16 protein-coding genes are annotated in these 18366 nt (G+C 36.4%); 4 read left to right on the plus strand and 12 right to left on the minus strand.

Annotated features, from left to right (window positions below; all coding sequences use genetic code 11):
- The coding region (locus DEU40_RS22570; RefSeq protein ID WP_181398016.1) for a hypothetical protein at positions 1 to 559 on the plus strand (559 nt) is incomplete at its 5' end.
- A gap of 58 nt (positions 560 to 617) precedes the next feature.
- On the opposite strand, the gene porV is transcribed toward DEU40_RS22570, so the two are convergent.
- Entirely contained in the window at positions 618 to 1781 is a 1164-nt protein-coding gene (gene porV / locus DEU40_RS21735) for a type IX secretion system outer membrane channel protein PorV (protein WP_062674515.1), read from the minus strand.
- Between the two features lie 60 nt (positions 1782 to 1841).
- Entirely contained in the window at positions 1842 to 5744 is a 3903-nt protein-coding gene (gene porU / locus DEU40_RS21740) for a type IX secretion system sortase PorU (protein ID WP_110011787.1), read from the minus strand.
- A gap of 164 nt (positions 5745 to 5908) precedes the next feature.
- Here porU and gldJ point away from each other — a divergent pair, with 164 nt between their 5' ends.
- Positions 5909 to 7510 (plus strand): gliding motility lipoprotein GldJ, encoded by a 1602-nt coding sequence (gene gldJ / locus DEU40_RS21745; protein WP_110011788.1) that lies wholly within the window; start codon positions 5909 to 5911, stop codon positions 7508 to 7510.
- A 152-nt stretch (positions 7511 to 7662) separates the two neighbouring features.
- Positions 7663 to 8934: a UDP-N-acetylmuramoyl-tripeptide--D-alanyl-D-alanine ligase gene (locus tag DEU40_RS21750; RefSeq protein ID WP_110011798.1), complete on the plus strand. Its 1272-nt coding sequence runs from the start codon at positions 7663 to 7665 to the stop codon at positions 8932 to 8934.
- Positions 8935 to 9100: 166 nt separating this feature from the next.
- Here DEU40_RS21750 and DEU40_RS21755 read toward each other — a convergent pair whose 3' ends face one another.
- A complete protein-coding gene (locus tag DEU40_RS21755; protein ID WP_110011789.1) occupies positions 9101 to 9709 on the minus strand; it encodes an NUDIX hydrolase in 609 nt (202 codons plus the stop codon).
- 36 nt (positions 9710 to 9745) lie between these two features.
- On the opposite strand from DEU40_RS21755, the gene DEU40_RS21760 reads away from it, so the two are divergent.
- Positions 9746 to 10135 carry a hypothetical protein gene (locus DEU40_RS21760; protein WP_034699917.1) on the plus strand — a complete coding sequence of 130 codons (390 nt, stop codon included), beginning with the start codon at positions 9746 to 9748 and terminating at the stop codon, positions 10133 to 10135.
- 336 nt (positions 10136 to 10471) lie between these two features.
- Here the strand turns inward: DEU40_RS21760 and DEU40_RS21765 are convergent, their stop codons facing one another.
- The 9 genes from DEU40_RS21765 to DEU40_RS21805 form a co-directional block, all read right to left on the minus strand.
- Positions 10472 to 10921 (minus strand): DUF2947 family protein, encoded by a 450-nt coding sequence (locus tag DEU40_RS21765; protein ID WP_110011790.1) that lies wholly within the window; start codon positions 10919 to 10921, stop codon positions 10472 to 10474.
- The gene (locus DEU40_RS22715) at positions 10922 to 11677 is read right to left on the minus strand and encodes a hypothetical protein (protein WP_228406599.1); all 756 of its coding nucleotides are present in this window, start codon (positions 11675 to 11677) and stop codon (positions 10922 to 10924) included.
- Between the two features lie 403 nt (positions 11678 to 12080).
- Positions 12081 to 12497, minus strand: a complete 417-nt coding sequence (locus tag DEU40_RS21775; RefSeq protein WP_110011791.1) for a hypothetical protein — start codon at positions 12495 to 12497, stop codon at positions 12081 to 12083.
- Positions 12498 to 12502: 5 nt separating this feature from the next.
- Complete coding sequence (locus DEU40_RS21780) at positions 12503 to 13465, minus strand: hypothetical protein (RefSeq protein ID WP_110011792.1); 963 nt, start codon at positions 13463 to 13465, stop codon at positions 12503 to 12505.
- Positions 13466 to 13498: 33 nt separating this feature from the next.
- Positions 13499 to 13801, minus strand: a complete 303-nt coding sequence (locus DEU40_RS21785; protein WP_110011793.1) for an NTF2 fold immunity protein — start codon at positions 13799 to 13801, stop codon at positions 13499 to 13501.
- An 84-nt stretch (positions 13802 to 13885) separates the two neighbouring features.
- Positions 13886 to 14305 (minus strand): hypothetical protein, encoded by a 420-nt coding sequence (locus DEU40_RS21790; protein ID WP_146207897.1) that lies wholly within the window; start codon positions 14303 to 14305, stop codon positions 13886 to 13888.
- Positions 14271 to 14996: a hypothetical protein gene (locus DEU40_RS21795; RefSeq protein WP_110011795.1), complete on the minus strand. Its 726-nt coding sequence runs from the start codon at positions 14994 to 14996 to the stop codon at positions 14271 to 14273. Before DEU40_RS21795 ends, DEU40_RS21790 begins: the two co-directional genes overlap by 35 nt.
- 409 nt (positions 14997 to 15405) lie before the next feature.
- Positions 15406 to 15675, minus strand: a complete 270-nt coding sequence (locus DEU40_RS21800) for a hypothetical protein (protein WP_110011796.1) — start codon at positions 15673 to 15675, stop codon at positions 15406 to 15408.
- A 9-nt stretch (positions 15676 to 15684) separates the two neighbouring features.
- On the minus strand, positions 15685 to 18366 hold a 2682-nt coding region (locus DEU40_RS21805; protein WP_317047541.1), incomplete at its 5' end, for an RHS repeat-associated core domain-containing protein.

The raw sequence follows: 18366 nt of genomic DNA on the forward strand, positions 1-18366 counted from the left end.
TTTGCTTCGCAAAGTGAATGGTGAATGCTTGCAGTATAAAACAATTGACAAGCGAAACGGATTGACGATTGACTATTCACCAATCAATAGTGAATTTTTGCTTCGCAAAGTGAATGGTGAATGCTTGCAGCATAAAACAATTGACAAGCGAAGCGGATTGACGATTGACTATTCACCAATCAATAGTGAATTTTTGCTTCGCAAAGTGAATGGTGAATGCTTGCAGCATAAAAAAATTGACAAGCGAAACGGATTGACGATTGACTATTCACCAATCAATAGTGAATCTTTGCTTCGCAAAGTGAATGGTGAATGCTTGCAGCATAAAACAATTGACAAGCGAAGCGGATTGACGATTGACTATTCACGAATCAATAGTGAACTTTTGCTTCGCAAAGTGAATGGTGAATGCTTGCAGCATAAAACAATTGACAAGCGAAACGGATTGACGCTTGACTATTCACCAATCAATAGTGAATTTTTGCTTCGCAAAGTGAATGGTGAATGCTTGCAGTATAAAAAAATTGACAAGCGAAGCGAATTCACCATTGACAATTGACATAAAAAAAGCCTCCATACAATAATGTATGAGGCTTTTTTTATCGCTTTTTCTTTTATTAACGATCGTTGTTGGATGTTTCTTCTCCGATGTTCCAGGTAAGACCGAAACGAAGCGTGTTATCCAAAGCACTGTTGATTTTAGACATGTTGATCAGGTAAGAAAGGTCAAGTCCGAAAGAACGGTATCTTAGTCCAACCCCTGCAGTTGCAAACTGTCTTGCTCCCTGCTCTTCACTTTCATGGAAGTAACCTCCTCTTACAGAAAATGCATTGTCATAGGAGTATTCCAAAGCACCACTGTACATGATACTGTTTTTATTTTTGAAAGATTTTCCGATACCAGCCATTGGCCCTACATTAGGAATCTGATAAATAGGCTGTCTTGTATTCGGGTCAATTCCTGCATACTCAGATCCCGGAACCAATAGTTTTGAACCTTCCACAGAAATTCCCACTCTGTTCATATCATCCAGGTACATGTCATATCCAACCCCTAATCTTGCCATGGTAGGAAGATAAGATCTTGATTCTTCATTCCCTGTATAATCCAGTTTCGGACCTAAGTTCTGAATAGCCAAACCTGCATTGATCTTACCATCATATCCGCCAATACTGGAGAATCTTGGAGAGGTATAGTATCCTGAAACGTCTACTGCAAAACTGTTCGCAGCCTTAAGTGTTGTATCTGTGTTGAATCCTCCGGCTAAGTCTGAACGGATAAATCTACCGGTAACAGCTCCGGAGAATGAATCAGAAAGTTTCAAAGCGTAGGCAACGTCAATGGAGAATTCGTTTGGTTTTGATGTACCCATAGAAGCGATTTCCGTACCCACCAGTTGAGTCAGGTCTACCTGTCCCATATTGAAATAATAGATACTCGCGGAAATTGTAGATCTTTCTTCCTGCCCCAAAAACTTATGGAACGAGGCATATAATAAGAATACATCATTGGTAAGTTTTCCCATGTAAGGCGTATAGTTAAGACCTACGGAAGAACTTGTCCTGCTGAAAGGGTATTTAGCCGCATTCCAGAATTGTGAAAATGCATCCGGAGAGGTTACCACCCCCTGATCTCCCATACCTCCCGATCTTGCATCAGGTGCAATTCTTAAGAAAGGAGCTCCGGTAAGAACTGGGTTTACTTTACCTAAATCTTGCGAATAGCCTAAAAAACCAGCACTCAAACCAAATCCTAATAGCAGTTTAGTAGTTAAATTCATATGTTGTCTTTTATATATTATCAGTTTTTTATTAATATTATTGTCTATTGTTCTGTTTTATTATTTCAAAAGTACCATTTTTTCTACAGCTGTAGCACTTCCTTTGCATTTTTCTTGATTTTGACTTTTTGCAAATATCTTAAAAATATACGTACCTTTTGCTACAGTAGCTCCAAAATCATCTCTTCCGTCCCATTCTATCGCCTGACGAGGGGTTCTGAAGCCCTGTAGGAACGGTTCTGCAACCACCGGCTGCGACAAAGTTCTTACCAATCTTCCTGTTATTGTATAAATTTGTACGTTCACATCCAGAATATCATCACAATTGTGTTCAAACTGAATATAAGTTTTGTTGGTAAATGGATTGGGCCAGTTCAGCGGACGGTTTATTGTCAGATGCTGGTCAGATTCATCTTTAACTTCAAAATTTAACGTAGCAGTTGTAGAATTATTGTTTATATCCCAAACTTTAAATGTTAATTGATGCTGTCCTATTGCAAGATTTCTGAAAGGGTAGGTTACATTTCCTTTCTGGTATTCGGCAAGACTAGGATTTAAACATCCGTTTCCTTCTCCCGGAGCATAAAAATCATTTAAAACAACAGTATTGATAATCTGCCCGTCAAGATATACTGTAATATCATGCCCCACACCGGATCCTGTTGAATTAATTCCTGTATCATCGGTAAGACAGGCAAGAAGCATTGGATTCTGATTGGTAATTCCACCATCTGCAAAGTTGGTGTTGTTCATATACAGTTTTACTTTTGGAGGCTGATTATCATTGATTCCGTTTGGATTAATATCGCCTACCTGTACAGCCTGATTGTTGAAAACATCCGTTGACTTATTATCTGCATAGGCTAGTATTCTTCCCTGGCCTACAGCATAGTTAATGTCTTTAGGTACATAGAATTCAGCAGTGAAAACCCCATTTACAGCAGTTCCTGCAGATTTTACAATAGCACTTCCTTCCTCAGTATACTCTAACACCGGAGATAAAACGCCACTGTTATTTAATGTTTTTTTATTTAATCTCTTATCAAAAATATTGATGCTGACCTTTCCGTTGAAGGTATTGTTCAGTGTTCCGTTCGGATTATTGATGTGTCCTTTGATTTTTACAAAATCCAGCCCTCTGATCAGTCCCGGAACAGGAGTTTCAATATTATCAATAACCAGGAGTCTTTGTGGTCTGCTTAATTTCATGGCAGGATCACCCAGTAAGTTTACTTTTAAGTGGTTACTGTTTGGTCCTTTTTGTTTTTTGGCAATTAAGTGGGCATTCCCCAGCGTATTAAAGTCGTCATTGGTTAACTTAAAAATATTCTGAGTAAAGGTATTGGTAAAATCACGTCCATAATCAACCCCGATAGCACGGCTGGAAGTAATCATGGTAGAAACACCTCCCTGTTTCATCTTAATAAACTGTTCTCCTACAGAGTTGGTTGAAGGTTCGTCCCATAATGTGAATTCACAAGTGATGGTAGATACAAACGGGAATCTGCTGTATACATTAGAGAAATTGTTGGCATTCTGAACTTCTGTGCTGGTAAGTACTCTTTCCTGTGCCCAGCCATTGATTCCTCCGTGTCCGAAATAAAACAGATATAAGCTGTTTCCGATAGCATTGGAAATGGCCTGGTTTACCTGCGGATATCTTCGTCCTCCGGAAGTACTCTGGGCGGTAAAGGCATCCATGTATAATTTTTTAACATTATACTCTTTAAGTTCTTGCTGGCCAGGCTGTTCAAATATGCCGGCAAGGGAGTTGTTCATGACATTGTGGAAAGGGCTTCCCCCTTCGTTGTTATCATCCACTACAAAGTCAAGTCGCATACGCCAGTCTCCAAACGGGCTCGACTGTCCCTGAAGGGAATTATAGTAAGCCAGTGTTTTATTGATCATATCTCCGGCTTCACTGGCATTGGCTGCCGGAATTCTGCCAACCGGAAGATCCGGAAGGTTGTTTTCAATTAATAATGTATTCTGCGGCTTGGTCATTACGATATAATCATCCGTCACAAAAGAGGATACATAATCGGAAGACTGCTCACTCTGATAGCTGGCAACAACATTTGAATTATTCGGAACCCTGTTTTTATAATCGTATGAAGCATCCCCAAGGATAAACACATATTGAAGTCTTCCCAGTGGAGTATTGAGTTTACTTACGAAATCTCTTATCGCGGTAAGATCTTTGCTTCCGCTGCCATATTCCTCGTAGATTTTATTGATGTCAACAATTTCTACCTTATAGTTATTCTTGGTTTGATGGTAGTTGGCAATTCTCTGAGCCTGGCCCATCATTTCAGGAACGGTAAGGATCAGATAATCTACGTTTTGTATTGCGGAAAGATTCTGATTCGAGATTCTTCCCACAAACTGTGGACTAAAAGCCGCATCAGCGCGGAAAGCTACAAACTCATTGTTGAAATTCTGATCAGCAGCCGTGTACGCAAAGCTGAAGGAACCGGCTCCTGCCTTATTCACTCTTCTATTAGCGTTTGTAATATCCGTTACATCCCATACCTGTTCTATAGTAGCAGCATTACTGATACTGAAACCATAGTCTGTATTGCTTCCACTTACAATTGAGTAATCCCTGAAGTTCATTTGTGAACCATTGAATGCAAGGTTTTCCTTATACTGAACCTCTACATAATCAAAATAGAAAGTTCCATTCGGATTCTTGGAGATATCAGGATTATAAACCAGTGTAAACTGATTTCCGGTAAGATTGGTTAGTGTTCCGGTATAAGTTACCGGATAGAAAGTATACTGATACGAAGAGGTGTCTGTAGGAATTACCTGCAGCGGGTGCGGATTTAAATTGTTGATTTTAAAATCTATCGAATTCTGCTGGGAATTGTACGCTACCACCTGGGTTCTGTATCGTATTACATCATTCGCCTGTATCGGGGAATTGGTAGTAAATGTTACAGTTTTTTCATTGGTGAAAGGAGTATCTTCTACCCATGTTCTTCCTACTTTTAACAGGTTTTTCTGATCCTTGTTGATCACCTGGTAACTGTCATACCTTGTAATCAGCTGGGCTGGAAGGTTTCCGTCTACAGTCGCAACCCTTTTTCCCGCACCTTTATCAAAGTTGATATAATAATAGGAGAAATCCTCATAGATGTTTTTGACATTATTGCTTCTTTCACTGAACCGGGTATCGTGTCTTTTAAAACCGTTCCCGTTGGAAGTATCATAAAGGTTGTATCCGTCGGGACCCTGTGCATAGAAAAGAGCGTAGTCATTGTCATTCCATACCCCGTCATCTTCACCTACCACCTGAATGGCATTTTCCTGTAAAGCACCGTATCTCGGATCCTGGTTGTATTCGGGAAGCATGATTCCCCCGTTTCCATAAATTCTGAAATTTTTAGGATTTACAGAACCCGGATTGATTCCGTTGTCTTTTAAAAACTGCGAAGTGATTTTGAATACTCCGGACTTGTCTACCTTTATTTTATAAAAATTTCCACTTGATAAAGGATTGCCGGTGGTTCCTATTTTATTAACAGTTCCTGTTGTATTGATAAAAGAAGAAGCTTCCGAAACATTAAACGAAGATAATCTCTGAACACGGCCTTTTACATTTTTAAATAAAGCAATACTAATGCTGGCATAGCTTTCACCATCTAAAGTATAATAGGAAACATCTGCTACATCATAATCAGGAAGTCTGCCTTTATCCAGCTCAAACAAATCCTGATTTGAAACGCTTTCCCAGACAAGGTCTGAGATTTTTAATTGCTTTTCTCCGATTTTTTGCTTGCTTACGATAAAAACATTATTTTGGCTGTAAGAAAAACCTTCATTTTTAAAATTGGGAAGATTTAATTTTGTGTCACCAAAATCCTGGATTTTAGAACCATTCCATTCTATGGTGTTTCTTTGAGCGTAAAGTGTTGATGCAAAAGCGATTAAAGATAAAATCGTAATTTTTCGTTTCATGTTTACTATTGAAATTGCTAAATTACAAAATAAATGAAAATTTTAGAATTAAATTGTGATACAATAAAATTAATTTGTTAACGTTTTTCAAAAAAATCAAATGTTTACTTGATTTATTGAATAATTTATTTTTTCTTTGTACTTTGAAAATATTTATATCGACTATGAAAAAACTAAAGTTGTTTTCATTAATAGCATTAAGTTCTACACTTGCATTAACCAGCTGTGGCGGATCAGGAACCAGCAAAGGTGGCGGTACCAAAAAATTTGTCAGCAAAACAGGTTGGAAACCAAACGAAAAACAGGGTTGGTTTTTTGCAGGAAAGCAACAGAAGCAGAAGGGTTGGCCTGGGATGGTATATGTAGAAGGTGGAACTTTTACAATGGGATTAGTGAAAGATGATGTTATGCACGATTGGAATAACACACCTCGCAGAATGCAGGTAAGTTCATTCTTTATCGGAGAAACTGAAATTACTAACTACGAATACCGCGAATACCTTACATGGTTGAAGTATGTATTCCCACCAAGTGACCCGAGTTTTAAGGAGATCTATAACGGTGCTTTGCCGGATACCTTATTATGGGACAACAAATTAGCAAGAAACGATTATAACGAAACGTATCTGCGTTCTCCGGAATTTGATTACTATCCGGTAGTAGGAGTTTCCTGGACTCAGGCAAACAGATACTGTGAATGGCTGTCTGACAGAGCCAATGAAAAAGCTTTGATGCAGGCTGGTATTATTGCCAAAGATTTGTATATCAACGAATCCAACAACCAGGGAGGAACTGCTTTCAATATGGATAAATTCAAATCGAATGATCCTGAAATGCAGGGATATATCAATGAAAAAAGAATGCAGCAGAAAACTGGTATGAAAACAACAAACCAGAGATTGCTTGCCGCTAACAGAGCTCCAAATTCTGCAATGGTACAGAAGTTCAGACTTCCTACTGAAGTAGAATGGGAATATGCAGCTCTGGGTATGGCTAAAAACAGAGAATATAACCAATATCTGGGTAAAAAACCTCAAATTGAAAGATTAAGAGGTTCCAAAGGAAGAGACAGAGGAATGTTCCTTGAAAACTTCAAAATGGGTAGAGGTGATTATTCTGGTATCGCAGGTTGGAAAAACGACGGATCAGCTCAGACTTCTGACGTAAGACAATATCCATCTAACGATTTAGGAATCTACGGTATGTATGGAAACGTTTCTGAATGGACGGCTGACGTTTACAGACCTATCATCGATGAAGATTACAACGATTTCAACTACTACAGAGGAAACATGCCTCAGGCGATCGTAAGAAACGGTGACGGAACTTATAAAATGATCGACGAAGGTACCATCAAGTATGATACGTTAGCAGATGGAAGATTAGTTTACAGAGGACTTCCTGGACAATTCGAAAGACAAACTATTGCTGACTACAGAAACTACAGAGATGGTGACAGACAGTCTTCTTTAGAATATTACAGAGCTTCTGATTCTGCTGCCGGATTCGATATGTACAACGCTCCTAAAACAAGCTTCGTTGTAGATGGAAGCGGTAGAGTGAAACTACAAAAAGATACCAAAGACAGAACTTCTGCAATCTCTAACGAGGTTAGAGTAGTAAAAGGAGGTTCATGGCAGGATACAGCATACTGGCTGGATCCGGGACAAAGAAGATATAAAAATCAAAACAGAGCTTATGGTTGGGTAGGTTTCCGTGTTGCACAGGATGCTAAAGCCAGCGATAAGAGTAGAACTAGAAGATAATATTTATCAAAAAATACTTACAAAAAACCTTCCGGACTTTCGGAAGGTTTTTTTATTTTTGAACCATGAAACCGCTTGGGCTGAAAAGCCTGAAATACTCGTGTAGATTTGGCGGTTGCATGTCACTTCTTAAAAAATATATATATTTCCACATGAATATAGAACAGTTTTATCCTTTATTTCTGCAGGCGGCAAAAGTAACCATTGACAGCAGAAAAATAGCAGAGAATGATATTTTCTTTGCCTTTTCCGGTGAGAATTTCAATGCAGCTACGCTGGCAGAAAAAGCCATTGATGACGGAGCTCTGGCAGTGATTGTTGAACTTCCGGAATTCGAAAACAGAGATAAAAACATTTTCTATGTTCCTTCTACGCTGGAATTTTTACAGCAATTGGCAATCTATCACAGAAGCCAGCTTCATATTCCTTTTATCGGGCTTACGGGAAGTAATGGAAAGACGACTACAAAAGAGCTTATCCATGCTGTTCTTTCAGAAAAATTTAACGTTCAGTATACATCAGGAAATCTGAACAACCATATCGGAGTTCCGTTGACGATCCTTTCCATTAAACCGGAGCATGAAATGGCTGTGATTGAAATGGGAGCGAATCATCAAAAGGAAATTGAATTCCTGTGTACCATTTCACAACCTGATTTGGGGTATATTACCAACTTTGGGAAAGCTCATCTGGAAGGCTTCGGAGGTTTTGAGGGAGTAATCAAAGGAAAGTCTGAGCTGTATGATTATCTTAAAAATAACAACAGAACAATTGTTGTGAATGAAAACGATCCGATCCAGGCTGAAAAGACTGAAAACTATTCACCTAAAATTACTTTTGGAAAAGAAACATCGGATTACAATTTTGAATCTTTTTCCGCTGAACATTTTGTAGGATTGACTTATCAGGGCGTAAAAGCCGTTTCAAAACTGACAGGAGAGTATAACTTTACCAATCTCTGTGCTGCTGCCAGTCTTGGCCTTCATTTCGGAATCAGCTTTGAAAAAATTAAGCATGCTCTGGAGCTGTATACCCCCACCAATATGAGATCTCAGGTGGTGAAAAAAGAGGGCAGGACTTTGGTGCTTGATACTTACAATGCCAATCCAAGCTCTATGACCGCTTCTTTAAATAACTTTATCAGTTTTGAAGGCAGCAAAACCATTATCATCGGAGATATGCTGGAATTGGGTGATGAAAGTGAGAAAGAGCATCAGAACATCTTAAAACTGGCTCAGGATCTTCATTTCGATGAGATCATTACTGTCGGAAAACATTTTAAAGCGGTTAATGATTCAGAGTTTGCTTTTGAAAATACGGCCGAATTAACAGAATACCTGAAACAGAATAGCATTCAGTCTGACAATATATTGTTGAAAGGTTCCAGAGGAATTGCTCTGGAGAAAGTGATCGACTTTATTTAAAGTAAGGAAGCTGGGCGCTGGGGGAGGAGTGTTCATGAAGGAAGGAAATTAAAGACCGTTCTCTTATTTCTTCAGCTTTATAAAATTTCACTGATGAATAACTTAAAGAAGTAATTGGCCGGATAGTAACTTCCGGCTTCATTCTTCCAGCTTCCAGCCTTCTTACTTATTTCTTCGAATCCCAGAATTCTTTTACGATTAGTTTGATATTTTTAAAAGTACTCGGGAACACTTCATTTTCAATTTCTGAGGTCGTTTTCCAGGCTACTTCGGTAATACCTTCTTCTATCTGCGGTTTGGAAGTATCTTCGCCGTCAAAGTTCATTTCAAACCAATGGGTGCATTTTAAGATTTTCTCCCCGTTTCTTTCTACATAGATATGATAAGTCGTGTTGATGAATTGTACAAGCTCTACATCACTCAACCCTGTTTCTTCCTCTATTTCCCGTACTGCAGACTCTTCTCTGGATTCTCCTTTTTCCATTTTACCCTTTGGAAGATCCCATTTGCCTAATCTTCTGATGAAAAGAATCTTACCTTCAGGGTTATTAACGAGACCTCCTGCCGCCTCTATAATTCTGAAAAGCTTCTGAAACTCCTGCCAGATTTCTTCCAAATTCTCTCCATACACATTCAGTTCCTGCACAGAAGTATTCTCCAGAAGATCCAGGGCGATCTCTAAAGTGGTATAATTTTCGTACCCAAGCTTTTTTTCAAGTTCTTCAGGATGCTTAGATAGTAATAATTTTTTTTCGTTGACAAAAACTTTATACATTTGTAATAGTTAAGAATTTAAATACAAAAATAAAAAATGAATTTAGAAGGACGAAAGATTATTGTCAATAAATCATCTAAAGAACTTACAGAGTTGCTGAAATCTCCTGAAAATTATAAAGATTTTATGCCGGACGGTCTTCAGAAATTTGAAACAAGAGATAACGGATTTAAATTTGGATTACAGGGAATGCCTGAAATCGCTTTAAAAATAGATGAAGTGGATGATCAGAAAGCTGTTTTAAGGTCTGCAAGTTCAAGTCTGGACTTCTCATTAACAGCGACATTGAACCCGATCAGTGAAAACCAGACCGAAGTTCAGATGTTATTTGAAGGGAAATTCAATCCATTCATCAAAATGATGGTAGAAAAGCCTTTACAGAACTTTATCAATACGCTTACGGATAAAATCGAAGCTTATAAATAATAGAAACCTTCATTTCTGAAGGTTTTTTTATTTTACAGGAAAGTCGGCGAAAATAAAACAGATAACCAATAAATTACCTGTTTTTTAAATTATTAACCTATCTCTGTCAATAATAACGGCTTCGACAGGCTCAGCCAGACAACGCTTAAAAATTACGGATGGTTTGCGACCTGTCACCCTGAGCCTGTCGAAGGGTTCCCAATAACAAACCTTTGTTAATCATCAATCTCCAGTATTAATTAAAAGGATAAGTCAATTATTTTAATTATAATTTTCTTCATCAGAGTCCATTAATAATGGAAACCAACATATTTGAAACATGACCCTATTTGCATGCTAAATTTTATATAACGAATGAAAAATATTACCTAGAGGTGCAAAATACATGCATTCTCCATTTTCATTTAATAAAATAGGACAATCATCATATAACTCTAAAAAATTAAATATATTATTTAGAAAAATACAGTAATTTGTTTTAATAATAGTTTCTTTATTTATACAAAAGAGTACTATATTATCACTTTTCCATTCGATATTTAAATTTAGAAATGATTGCAAACCTAAAATATCATCTTTATCATAATAATTTCTCCAATCTCCAATATTCTTAGAATTAAGAATGATAATATTATCATTGCTCAATTTAAAAAAATTATTTGATTTAGAATCTATTTTTAAGTCCCACAATTTGGATGCTGTTTCTTTTTCTAATAGATAAATATCCTCAATAGCTTCATCAAAATATTCGCTATAAAATGTTTTTGTAATTATTGTTTCACTCATTTAATTAGGTTTTTTATAAAATATATGACCAGAAGATTTACCATCTTTCCACTTTAAATGTTGCTTATCATTTCCCACTCCTAACTCTCTCGTGTTTTGATCATTATGAATTTCATATCCTTTTTTATATTGTTTGGTTGTATAATTCTTATATCTATTCATATTTCCTTTTGCATCTTTTAACAAACTTTTTGCATCAGAAGCATTATTTGTTAAAAGATCAGATTTTTTATTATTCTTAATTGATTGAACTGCATCCTTCCATTCTTGAGTTCCTTTTTTAACAACAGTCATATTCACTGTCTTTTTAATTTCTTCAACACCTTTCAAGGCTGGAATCTTTCCACCTTGTGCTGTTAGAGCACCTTCAACACCTCCAACTGCTGCCATTCCTATTGTAGCCAGATCAAAAGAACCGTTTACAACTTTTTCTTTGAAGGATTCTTTTGGAACTCCCGTTAGTAAAGTTAAACCACCGTCATCATCAACTACATACTTATTTCTTACAGCATCATTGGTTAGAACGTTAACAGTTCTTGCCACTGAATTAGCTACAGCAGCTCTTACGCTATTAATCCCTCCACCAATAAATTCCGCAAACTCTACAGGATCACCAGGAAGGCTAACCTCATTTACCTTTTTAGCCTCCAAGCCTTCGAGCTCTCTTGCATCAACTACTCTGTTTTCCGAGAAATTATAATGTGACTGATAGTCGTATTGTTCACTTAATGGGTCTACATTAAAAAACCTCGCCATCCCTGCATCATAGTTTCTCCATCGGTAAGAACTCCATTTGGTATCAATCTGGTTTTCCTGTCCCTGTGTAGAGTATCTATAGGCTGGAGATACTGTACCATTAATATTTAAATCCCCTCCAAATTCAAGCTCGAAAGGATAGTAATGGTTGGTCCTGTCAATTTTCAGGCTTCCGGAAGCATCTTTGTAATACGCCAGTCTGATGTTTCCTACCTGATCTGTGTAGTTGTAAATGTCGGTTTTTCAAAAAAGAATAAAGCAGACAGCCAATGAGACTGTCTGTTCTAATCACTATTTTTAAATAGTATTGCTATTTTTACTTATAAGAAAACAATGTGAAACATAGTCACTTTTCATCTAATGATAAAGGGATAAACTTCATGAAATATAACTTAGCCAATTATTAATAATATGTTCTTGGTGTATTAGACAAAGTTAAATTGAGGCTATCACTCTTTTTTTTAATATAAAGATACTTATGATTCTCCATATCTTTTTTTTCCAAAATAATTTTTTGAGGTCCTATGTTAATTTGTAATTTTTCACAAGTTGATTTCTGCGAATAGTAATCTGCTAAATTTATAGTATTATCAGTTGTTATATTTTTACTAAAGATCTCTTTAGAATCACATTTCATAGAAACCTTTTCGTTATCAAAATAATCTTCAAAAAAAATATTAAGAAAATTTCCCTTTATGTCCAGTTTTTTTTGCAATTCTGTCAAGTTGGGATTTATATTTTCCTGATTTACTGTGTAATTATATCTTTGTTGACATTGGCAAAAAAAGGATATAATTAAAAATAAAATAATTTTTTTCATAGGTATTATGGATTAAAAGGTGATACAAATTGATTATTTTCTACTTCCACTTTAGTCGTTACAGGAACATACTTTTTAATTTCGCTTAGTTGTTCCTTTGTTATAGTTTCACCACTTGTTTCAGAATTCATCAGATTATCAAATTTCATACTTTGCTTTACTGTTGAAGGATTTGATGGATCTGTCTCATGTTTTAACCCAACGGTATGACCTAACTCATGACTAGTAACTTCTCCTGAGCTACTTCCTAAGATAGATTTAATTTGAATCCTGTTTGATTGAGAATTACCCATAATATTCACTTTTCCTACAACAAAAGGACTACTTCCACCTTCTATTTTGTCAACAAAATCTATATAATAATCGCCTTTTTCAACTTTGTCAACAAAACTAATATTATTTACTTTTGTATTTGTATAAATACCTTCATTATCTGTCCCTGAATATACTTTTTCAACTGTTCTAACGATTTCTGCTGTTCTTATTTTCACATCTTCTGCAGTCATAATTTTACTGCTATTAAGAACTTTAAAGTCTATATTATATTGTATTTGCTGACTTCCGTCTAAATTTTTATAGTGTACTCCAGCCCATTCGAGCCCTTCTAATTCCTTACCATCAACAACCCTGTTTTCAGAGAAATTATAATGCGACTGATAAGCATATTTTTCACTTAATGGGTCAACATTGAAGAACCTTCCCATTGCAACATCATAGTTCCTCCATCGGTAAGAGCTCCATTTGGTATCAATCTGGTTTTCCTGTCCCTGAGAAGAGTATCTATAGGCTGGAGATACTGTACCATTAATATTTAAATCCCCTCCAAATTCAAGCCCGAAAGGATAGTAATGGTTGGTCCTGTCAATTTTCAGGATACCGGAAGCATCTTTATAATACGCCAGTCTGATGTTTCCTACCTGATCGGTATAATTGTAAATATTATTTTCTTCTGAGAATAAAACAAGCAACCATTTAGATTGCTTGTTGTTAAGCTTGCGACTTTACTCTCCGTGTGTATATTTAATCACTTTCTTAGTTTTTACATTTACTTCTGCATAAGCAACACCTCCTATTACCGGCGGTTTAGGAAAGTTTCCATGCACAGTCCAAATACTATCATTTTTTCTTTCTGCAACAAATGGTTTTTGTTTATTTATTGCTGAGTTACCATAAACTTGCTTCCATTTCTTTTCAGCTATGGAAATTGCGATTTCTTTATCTGTTAGAATCTTTTCTCCTTTATTAGATACCTTCTGCTCACAACTAAAAAGTAAAACTAATAATATAAAAACGTAATACTTCATTTTAAATAATTTATTAGTGATCTGTTTTCAATTTGTAAATCTTAATACTTCCAGAATTCCTAATTAATTTCTAATAGAACCGATTTAAAGCCAACCAATAATATCTTCTTTACCTTTGCCTATTGAAAGTAAATATTGTACTTTATTGTTCTCAATTTTAATAAAAAATGGTTCTTTTAGATGTTTGTTTTCTAGAATATAAACACCTTCAGTTATGCCATCTAAATTAGGCTTTTTACTTTTATAAGAGTTGTAATCTGTAATAGTAAATTCACAATTATATTTTTTAAATTCCTTTAATACTTGAATATAGCCCTCCTTATAGTCTTTTGGTTTATCTTTATAGTAAGAGTCATAAAATTTTTCTGCACTCTCACTACTTAATTCAGTAAAAAAAGTAGCAAAAACCGGGTTACTATACTGTTGTTTTGGTTTTGAACAGCAAAAGCAGAAAAAAACAACTGCTAAACTACAAACCAATACCTTTAACTCTATCGTTATCACTCTCATTATTTTTATTTTTTGGTGTTTTTGAATTACCTTCAAGGGTCTTTCCCTTGCGAATATTATTATTTTGTTCTCTTATATCTTCACCTAAATCACCCGGATTATGTCCTTTGAATCCACCATATGAACTCGTAGTTTTTGGTAATTTGATACCTCCTGCTGCTGCAGTGTTTATAACAAAGTCAGCGCAATTATTGGTATTTAGATCATATTTTGTATTTTGATCTGATTCTACAAAATCTAAAATATCATTAAAGTTTTTTTCGTTAATAGACCTTGTTTGTACTACTTCTTGTTCATGACCAAAATTATCTTTTATTTTTCCTGATGCCTCTGATGCTATAGGATTGACACTAGGTGGATAAGGATAAAAGCCAAAAGTTTTAGAATCTGTTGTACCATCCGTATTTTTCCTATTTAATGTTATAAATGCATGTCCTGAATCTCTATTTGGACTAATTTGATATACAGTTCTATCTCCTCCTTTCCCTGGTTGGTCTACATGAATAACTAATTGATAGCTTTTCCCTTTTTTTCCATTATCAAAAGTTTCTCTAATTTTATTAGCATCTATTGCTTCTAAGCCCTCTAATTCTCTATGGGATATAACTTTATTTTCCGAGAAATTATAGTGTGACTGATAAGCATATTTCTCACTTAATGGGTCAACATTGAAGAACCTTCCCATTGCAGCATCATAGTTCCTCCATCGGTAAGAACTCCATTTGGTATCAATCTGGTTTTCCTGTCCCTGTGTAGAGTATCTATAGCTTGGAGTTATGGTACCATTAATATTTAAATCCCCTCCAAATTCAAGCCCGAAAGGATAGTAATGGTTGGTTCTGTCTATTTTCAGGTTTCCGGAAGCATCTTTATAATACGCCAGTCTGATGTTTCCTACCTGATCGGAATAATTGTAAATTTTATAAAACAGGCAACCTATTGATTACCTGTTTTTAAATTATTTTATTTATAGTTTTCTTTGCCAAAGTCCAATAATAATGGAAACCAACATATTTGAAACGTGACCCGCATTTTGCGAGGTCTTTTTGTATGCACAAAGTCGGGAGACCCTGTCATGGTATACAAGTGTCACTTTATTGTTCATACTTTTCAACTATCCAATCATCTTCTTTACTTTCTCGATGAGCATGGCTTCCATTATTAATATCTAACAATTCTTTTAAGGTGGGATCAATTTGCAAAATCTCTTCCAAACTAACAACCTTTGCATCTCCTTCAGAAATATTTTCTTCTTTTCCAAAAAATTGCCAATCTCCGTCTTCGTCTCTAAATACAGAAACAATTGTAGAATTATTTTCTAAAACAAAACGTGTTGTTATTACTGCTTCATTTAGGTTTTCCATAATGTTGTTTTATTTATCTAATTTATCAAGATTTTCTTTTTTACTTAAAACTTGTGAATTTTTGTAAGAATTAGCACCTCCCTTACTTTTAGCTTTAACATGATCAATTTCTGCTTGATTCATATTTGCTTTTACTCCTTTTTTAGATTGCGTTGGCATATCTAAAATTTCCCCACTTTTATCACTTCTTATCACCCCTCCATTTCTTTTCATATTCTCGTTAAGAATATTTTTCTTTTGAGTTCTTGTAAAGGGTTTTCCTGGACCAACAGATTTATGATCTTTTAAGTGAGAATAATTTCCTCCTTCTTTTGAATTTGAAGATTTACCATTATCACTCTTCATGTTATCTCTAACATTGCTAGTGATCACTGCTGCGCCAGCAACTTCTAATGTACCTTTCAATATTAAGCCACTACTAAGAGCAGCGCCCGGTCCACCTGCAATTGCTCCTACACCTGTGGAAGAAGCTGCAGCAGAAGCTGCCAGGCCGCCTGTTCCTCCTCCGATGCTTGTAATACCATCTGTGGCCATTAAAGCGGCTAATACCATGGATGCTCCATGACCGCTATTTACTCCGTTTATATATTCCTGAGTCTTGGAGCCATACTTATTTCTAAGGTTCGATCCAATAACATTGTCAACCATGGTCAGGGCAAAACCTTTCATTTGTTGACAACAACCTTCTTCACCAACTACATCTATTGGAGCATTTCCGTCTGGATCAACATAACGTACCGGATTATTAAAAACATAACTATACGGAGACCAATCTTCAAACTCTTCACTTAATGGATCTGGTGAAAACCATCTGTCAATGTCAGGCATATACATTCTTCCCCCAAAGTCACTCCATCCGGTCTCCTGCTGTTTCTCTTTTCCGTGGGTAGAATACTTATAGTTTGGAGATATTGAATTTGCAGTGCTCAGATCTCCGCCAAACTCCAATCCAAACGGATAATAGTTCGTTGTTCTGTCTATTTTTACATTTCCGGAAGCATCCTTATAATACGCCAGTCTGATGTTTCCTACCTGATCGGAATAATTGTAAATATACTTATTTTGGACGAAATCATAATATCCTTCTGAAGTAGGAACAAAACTTAAAATATCATTGGTATACTGAAATCCATCCAGATAATCTGTTTTGCTGGTGGTTTCCAAATTGGTTCTTCCTGTACCGTAAGTGTGAATCTTTCTCAGCTTAATCCCATCAGCGTTATAGATGTACTTTGTGTTGACATAATAAGTATTCAACCAATCATGTGATACATACTCTTTGGAAAATTTGACATAGTTAGGTAGATTGAGGTAATTGTAGTCAATCTGTAATATGCCTTTATCCCAATGGCTTGTCATATTTCCGTTACTGTCGTATGTAAAAGGAGTTCCCAAAGTGCCAGGATAACCTGCATAATTTCCGGAAGCATCACTTACAGTGGTAAGCCTGTTGCCGGAATAAACATAGCTAAGGTCATCCATCTGTTGTGCTCCAACTCCTTCTAATTGTCTGTTTCTCTTCAGCGTCTGGATATTTCCGTTTACATCATAAGCAAGTGCTTCATTATAATAATTGTTCTGTGGAACGGTGGCATTGGGTTCAGAATAAATTCCGTTTTTCAACCTGTCTAATCCATCGTACTGGTAATTATACCTTCTGAATGTACCATTATCAGCACTTGACCAATCTATCTCTGCAATATTGCCATTATATTTCCCTGTAGAAACGGTGGAATATACGGGATTATGGTATTTAATCTCATAGGCAAAAAGTTTCCCGTTTAAATTCGCAGGATCATTCACTTTGGTAAGCCAACCACGGATATTGTAGGTCTGGTCTATAGATTGTAACGGTGTACCCGTGGTATTGCCTGTCTTTTTATTAACAAGCTGCCCCAGATCATTGTAGGTATTTTCTGCCAGTAGTTCTTCTGTCTGGCTGTTCACCCTATGATAGTGTTTCAGCAATCTTTTCTGGTCATCATACACAAACCTTTCTTTGATCACCACTTCTGCATCTGCACTTCCTTTTTTATGATAGGTATAGCTTTCATCTACAGTACCTGTGAAATCAAGCTTAAATTCCTTTTTGGTATATCCGCCCAGGTGGTTCCAGCTTTTTTCGCTTACTTTTTCCCCTTTGGTATTGTAATAGAAATAGGTTTTCGTCCAGTTATCGTCCTCAATATTTTTTACATAGGATGCTGTGGGCAGACCTTTTGTAGAAACGCCTCCGTTGAGTGTCTTATCTTCATTTACAACATACTGTTCAAGGATTTTTGCAGGGGGAAACTCTTTGGTATCTCTTGGGTAAGAGTCGTAGTAATTAACTGTAAGCACCGTAGTAAAAGCTGACAGGAAATTGTTGGTATAATATACCATAATACCATTTTTACTGAATCCTGTATCAGAAGGTGTTTCACTTACCACCTGTGTGGCAAGCTGGGATTGCATTGAGGCTCTGTCCCCACCCGAAACAAGTCCCGTATAAGCAATACGGCCTAAAGCATCATATTTGGTCAGCAGCCACTGTCCTTTATTTTTCAGGTTCACATCCTGGGTAAGCACAGGGCGGTCGGCAGCATCATACACTACCGATTCCCAATCGTCCCTTCCCGGCAGTCTTTTTTCCACCTGCCTGTCTAAACCATCGTAACGGTACTGGTAACAAAGGCTATTGACAATATCCGT

The organism is Chryseobacterium sp. AG844, assembly GCF_003182335.1.
GTDB classification, from domain to species: Bacteria; Bacteroidota; Bacteroidia; order Flavobacteriales; family Weeksellaceae; genus Chryseobacterium; species Chryseobacterium cupriresistens.

Bases quoted from the DNA above. Each gene is read 5' to 3' on its own strand.
- gldJ (WP_110011788.1), top strand. From the start codon at position 5,909: ATGAAAAAACTAAAGTTGTTTTCATTAATAGCATTAAGTTCTACACTT.
- DEU40_RS21765 (WP_110011790.1), bottom strand. From the start codon at position 10,921: ATGAGTGAAACAATAATTACAAAAACATTTTATAGCGAATATTTTGAT.
- DEU40_RS21785 (WP_110011793.1), bottom strand. From the start codon at position 13,801: ATGAAGTATTACGTTTTTATATTATTAGTTTTACTTTTTAGTTGTGAG.
- DEU40_RS21800 (WP_110011796.1), bottom strand. From the start codon at position 15,675: ATGGAAAACCTAAATGAAGCAGTAATAACAACACGTTTTGTTTTAGAA.
- DEU40_RS21755 (WP_110011789.1), bottom strand. From the start codon at position 9,709: ATGTATAAAGTTTTTGTCAACGAAAAAAAATTATTACTATCTAAGCAT.
- DEU40_RS21760 (WP_034699917.1), top strand. From the start codon at position 9,746: ATGAATTTAGAAGGACGAAAGATTATTGTCAATAAATCATCTAAAGAA.
- DEU40_RS21775 (WP_110011791.1), bottom strand. From the start codon at position 12,497: ATGAAAAAAATTATTTTATTTTTAATTATATCCTTTTTTTGCCAATGT.
- DEU40_RS22715 (WP_228406599.1), bottom strand. From the start codon at position 11,677: ATGGCGAGGTTTTTTAATGTAGACCCATTAAGTGAACAATACGACTAT.
- DEU40_RS21795 (WP_110011795.1), bottom strand. From the start codon at position 14,996: ATGGGAAGGTTCTTCAATGTTGACCCATTAAGTGAGAAATATGCTTAT.
- porU (WP_110011787.1), bottom strand. From the start codon at position 5,744: ATGAAACGAAAAATTACGATTTTATCTTTAATCGCTTTTGCATCAACA.
- porV (WP_062674515.1), bottom strand. From the start codon at position 1,781: ATGAATTTAACTACTAAACTGCTATTAGGATTTGGTTTGAGTGCTGGT.
- DEU40_RS21750 (WP_110011798.1), top strand. From the start codon at position 7,663: ATGAATATAGAACAGTTTTATCCTTTATTTCTGCAGGCGGCAAAAGTA.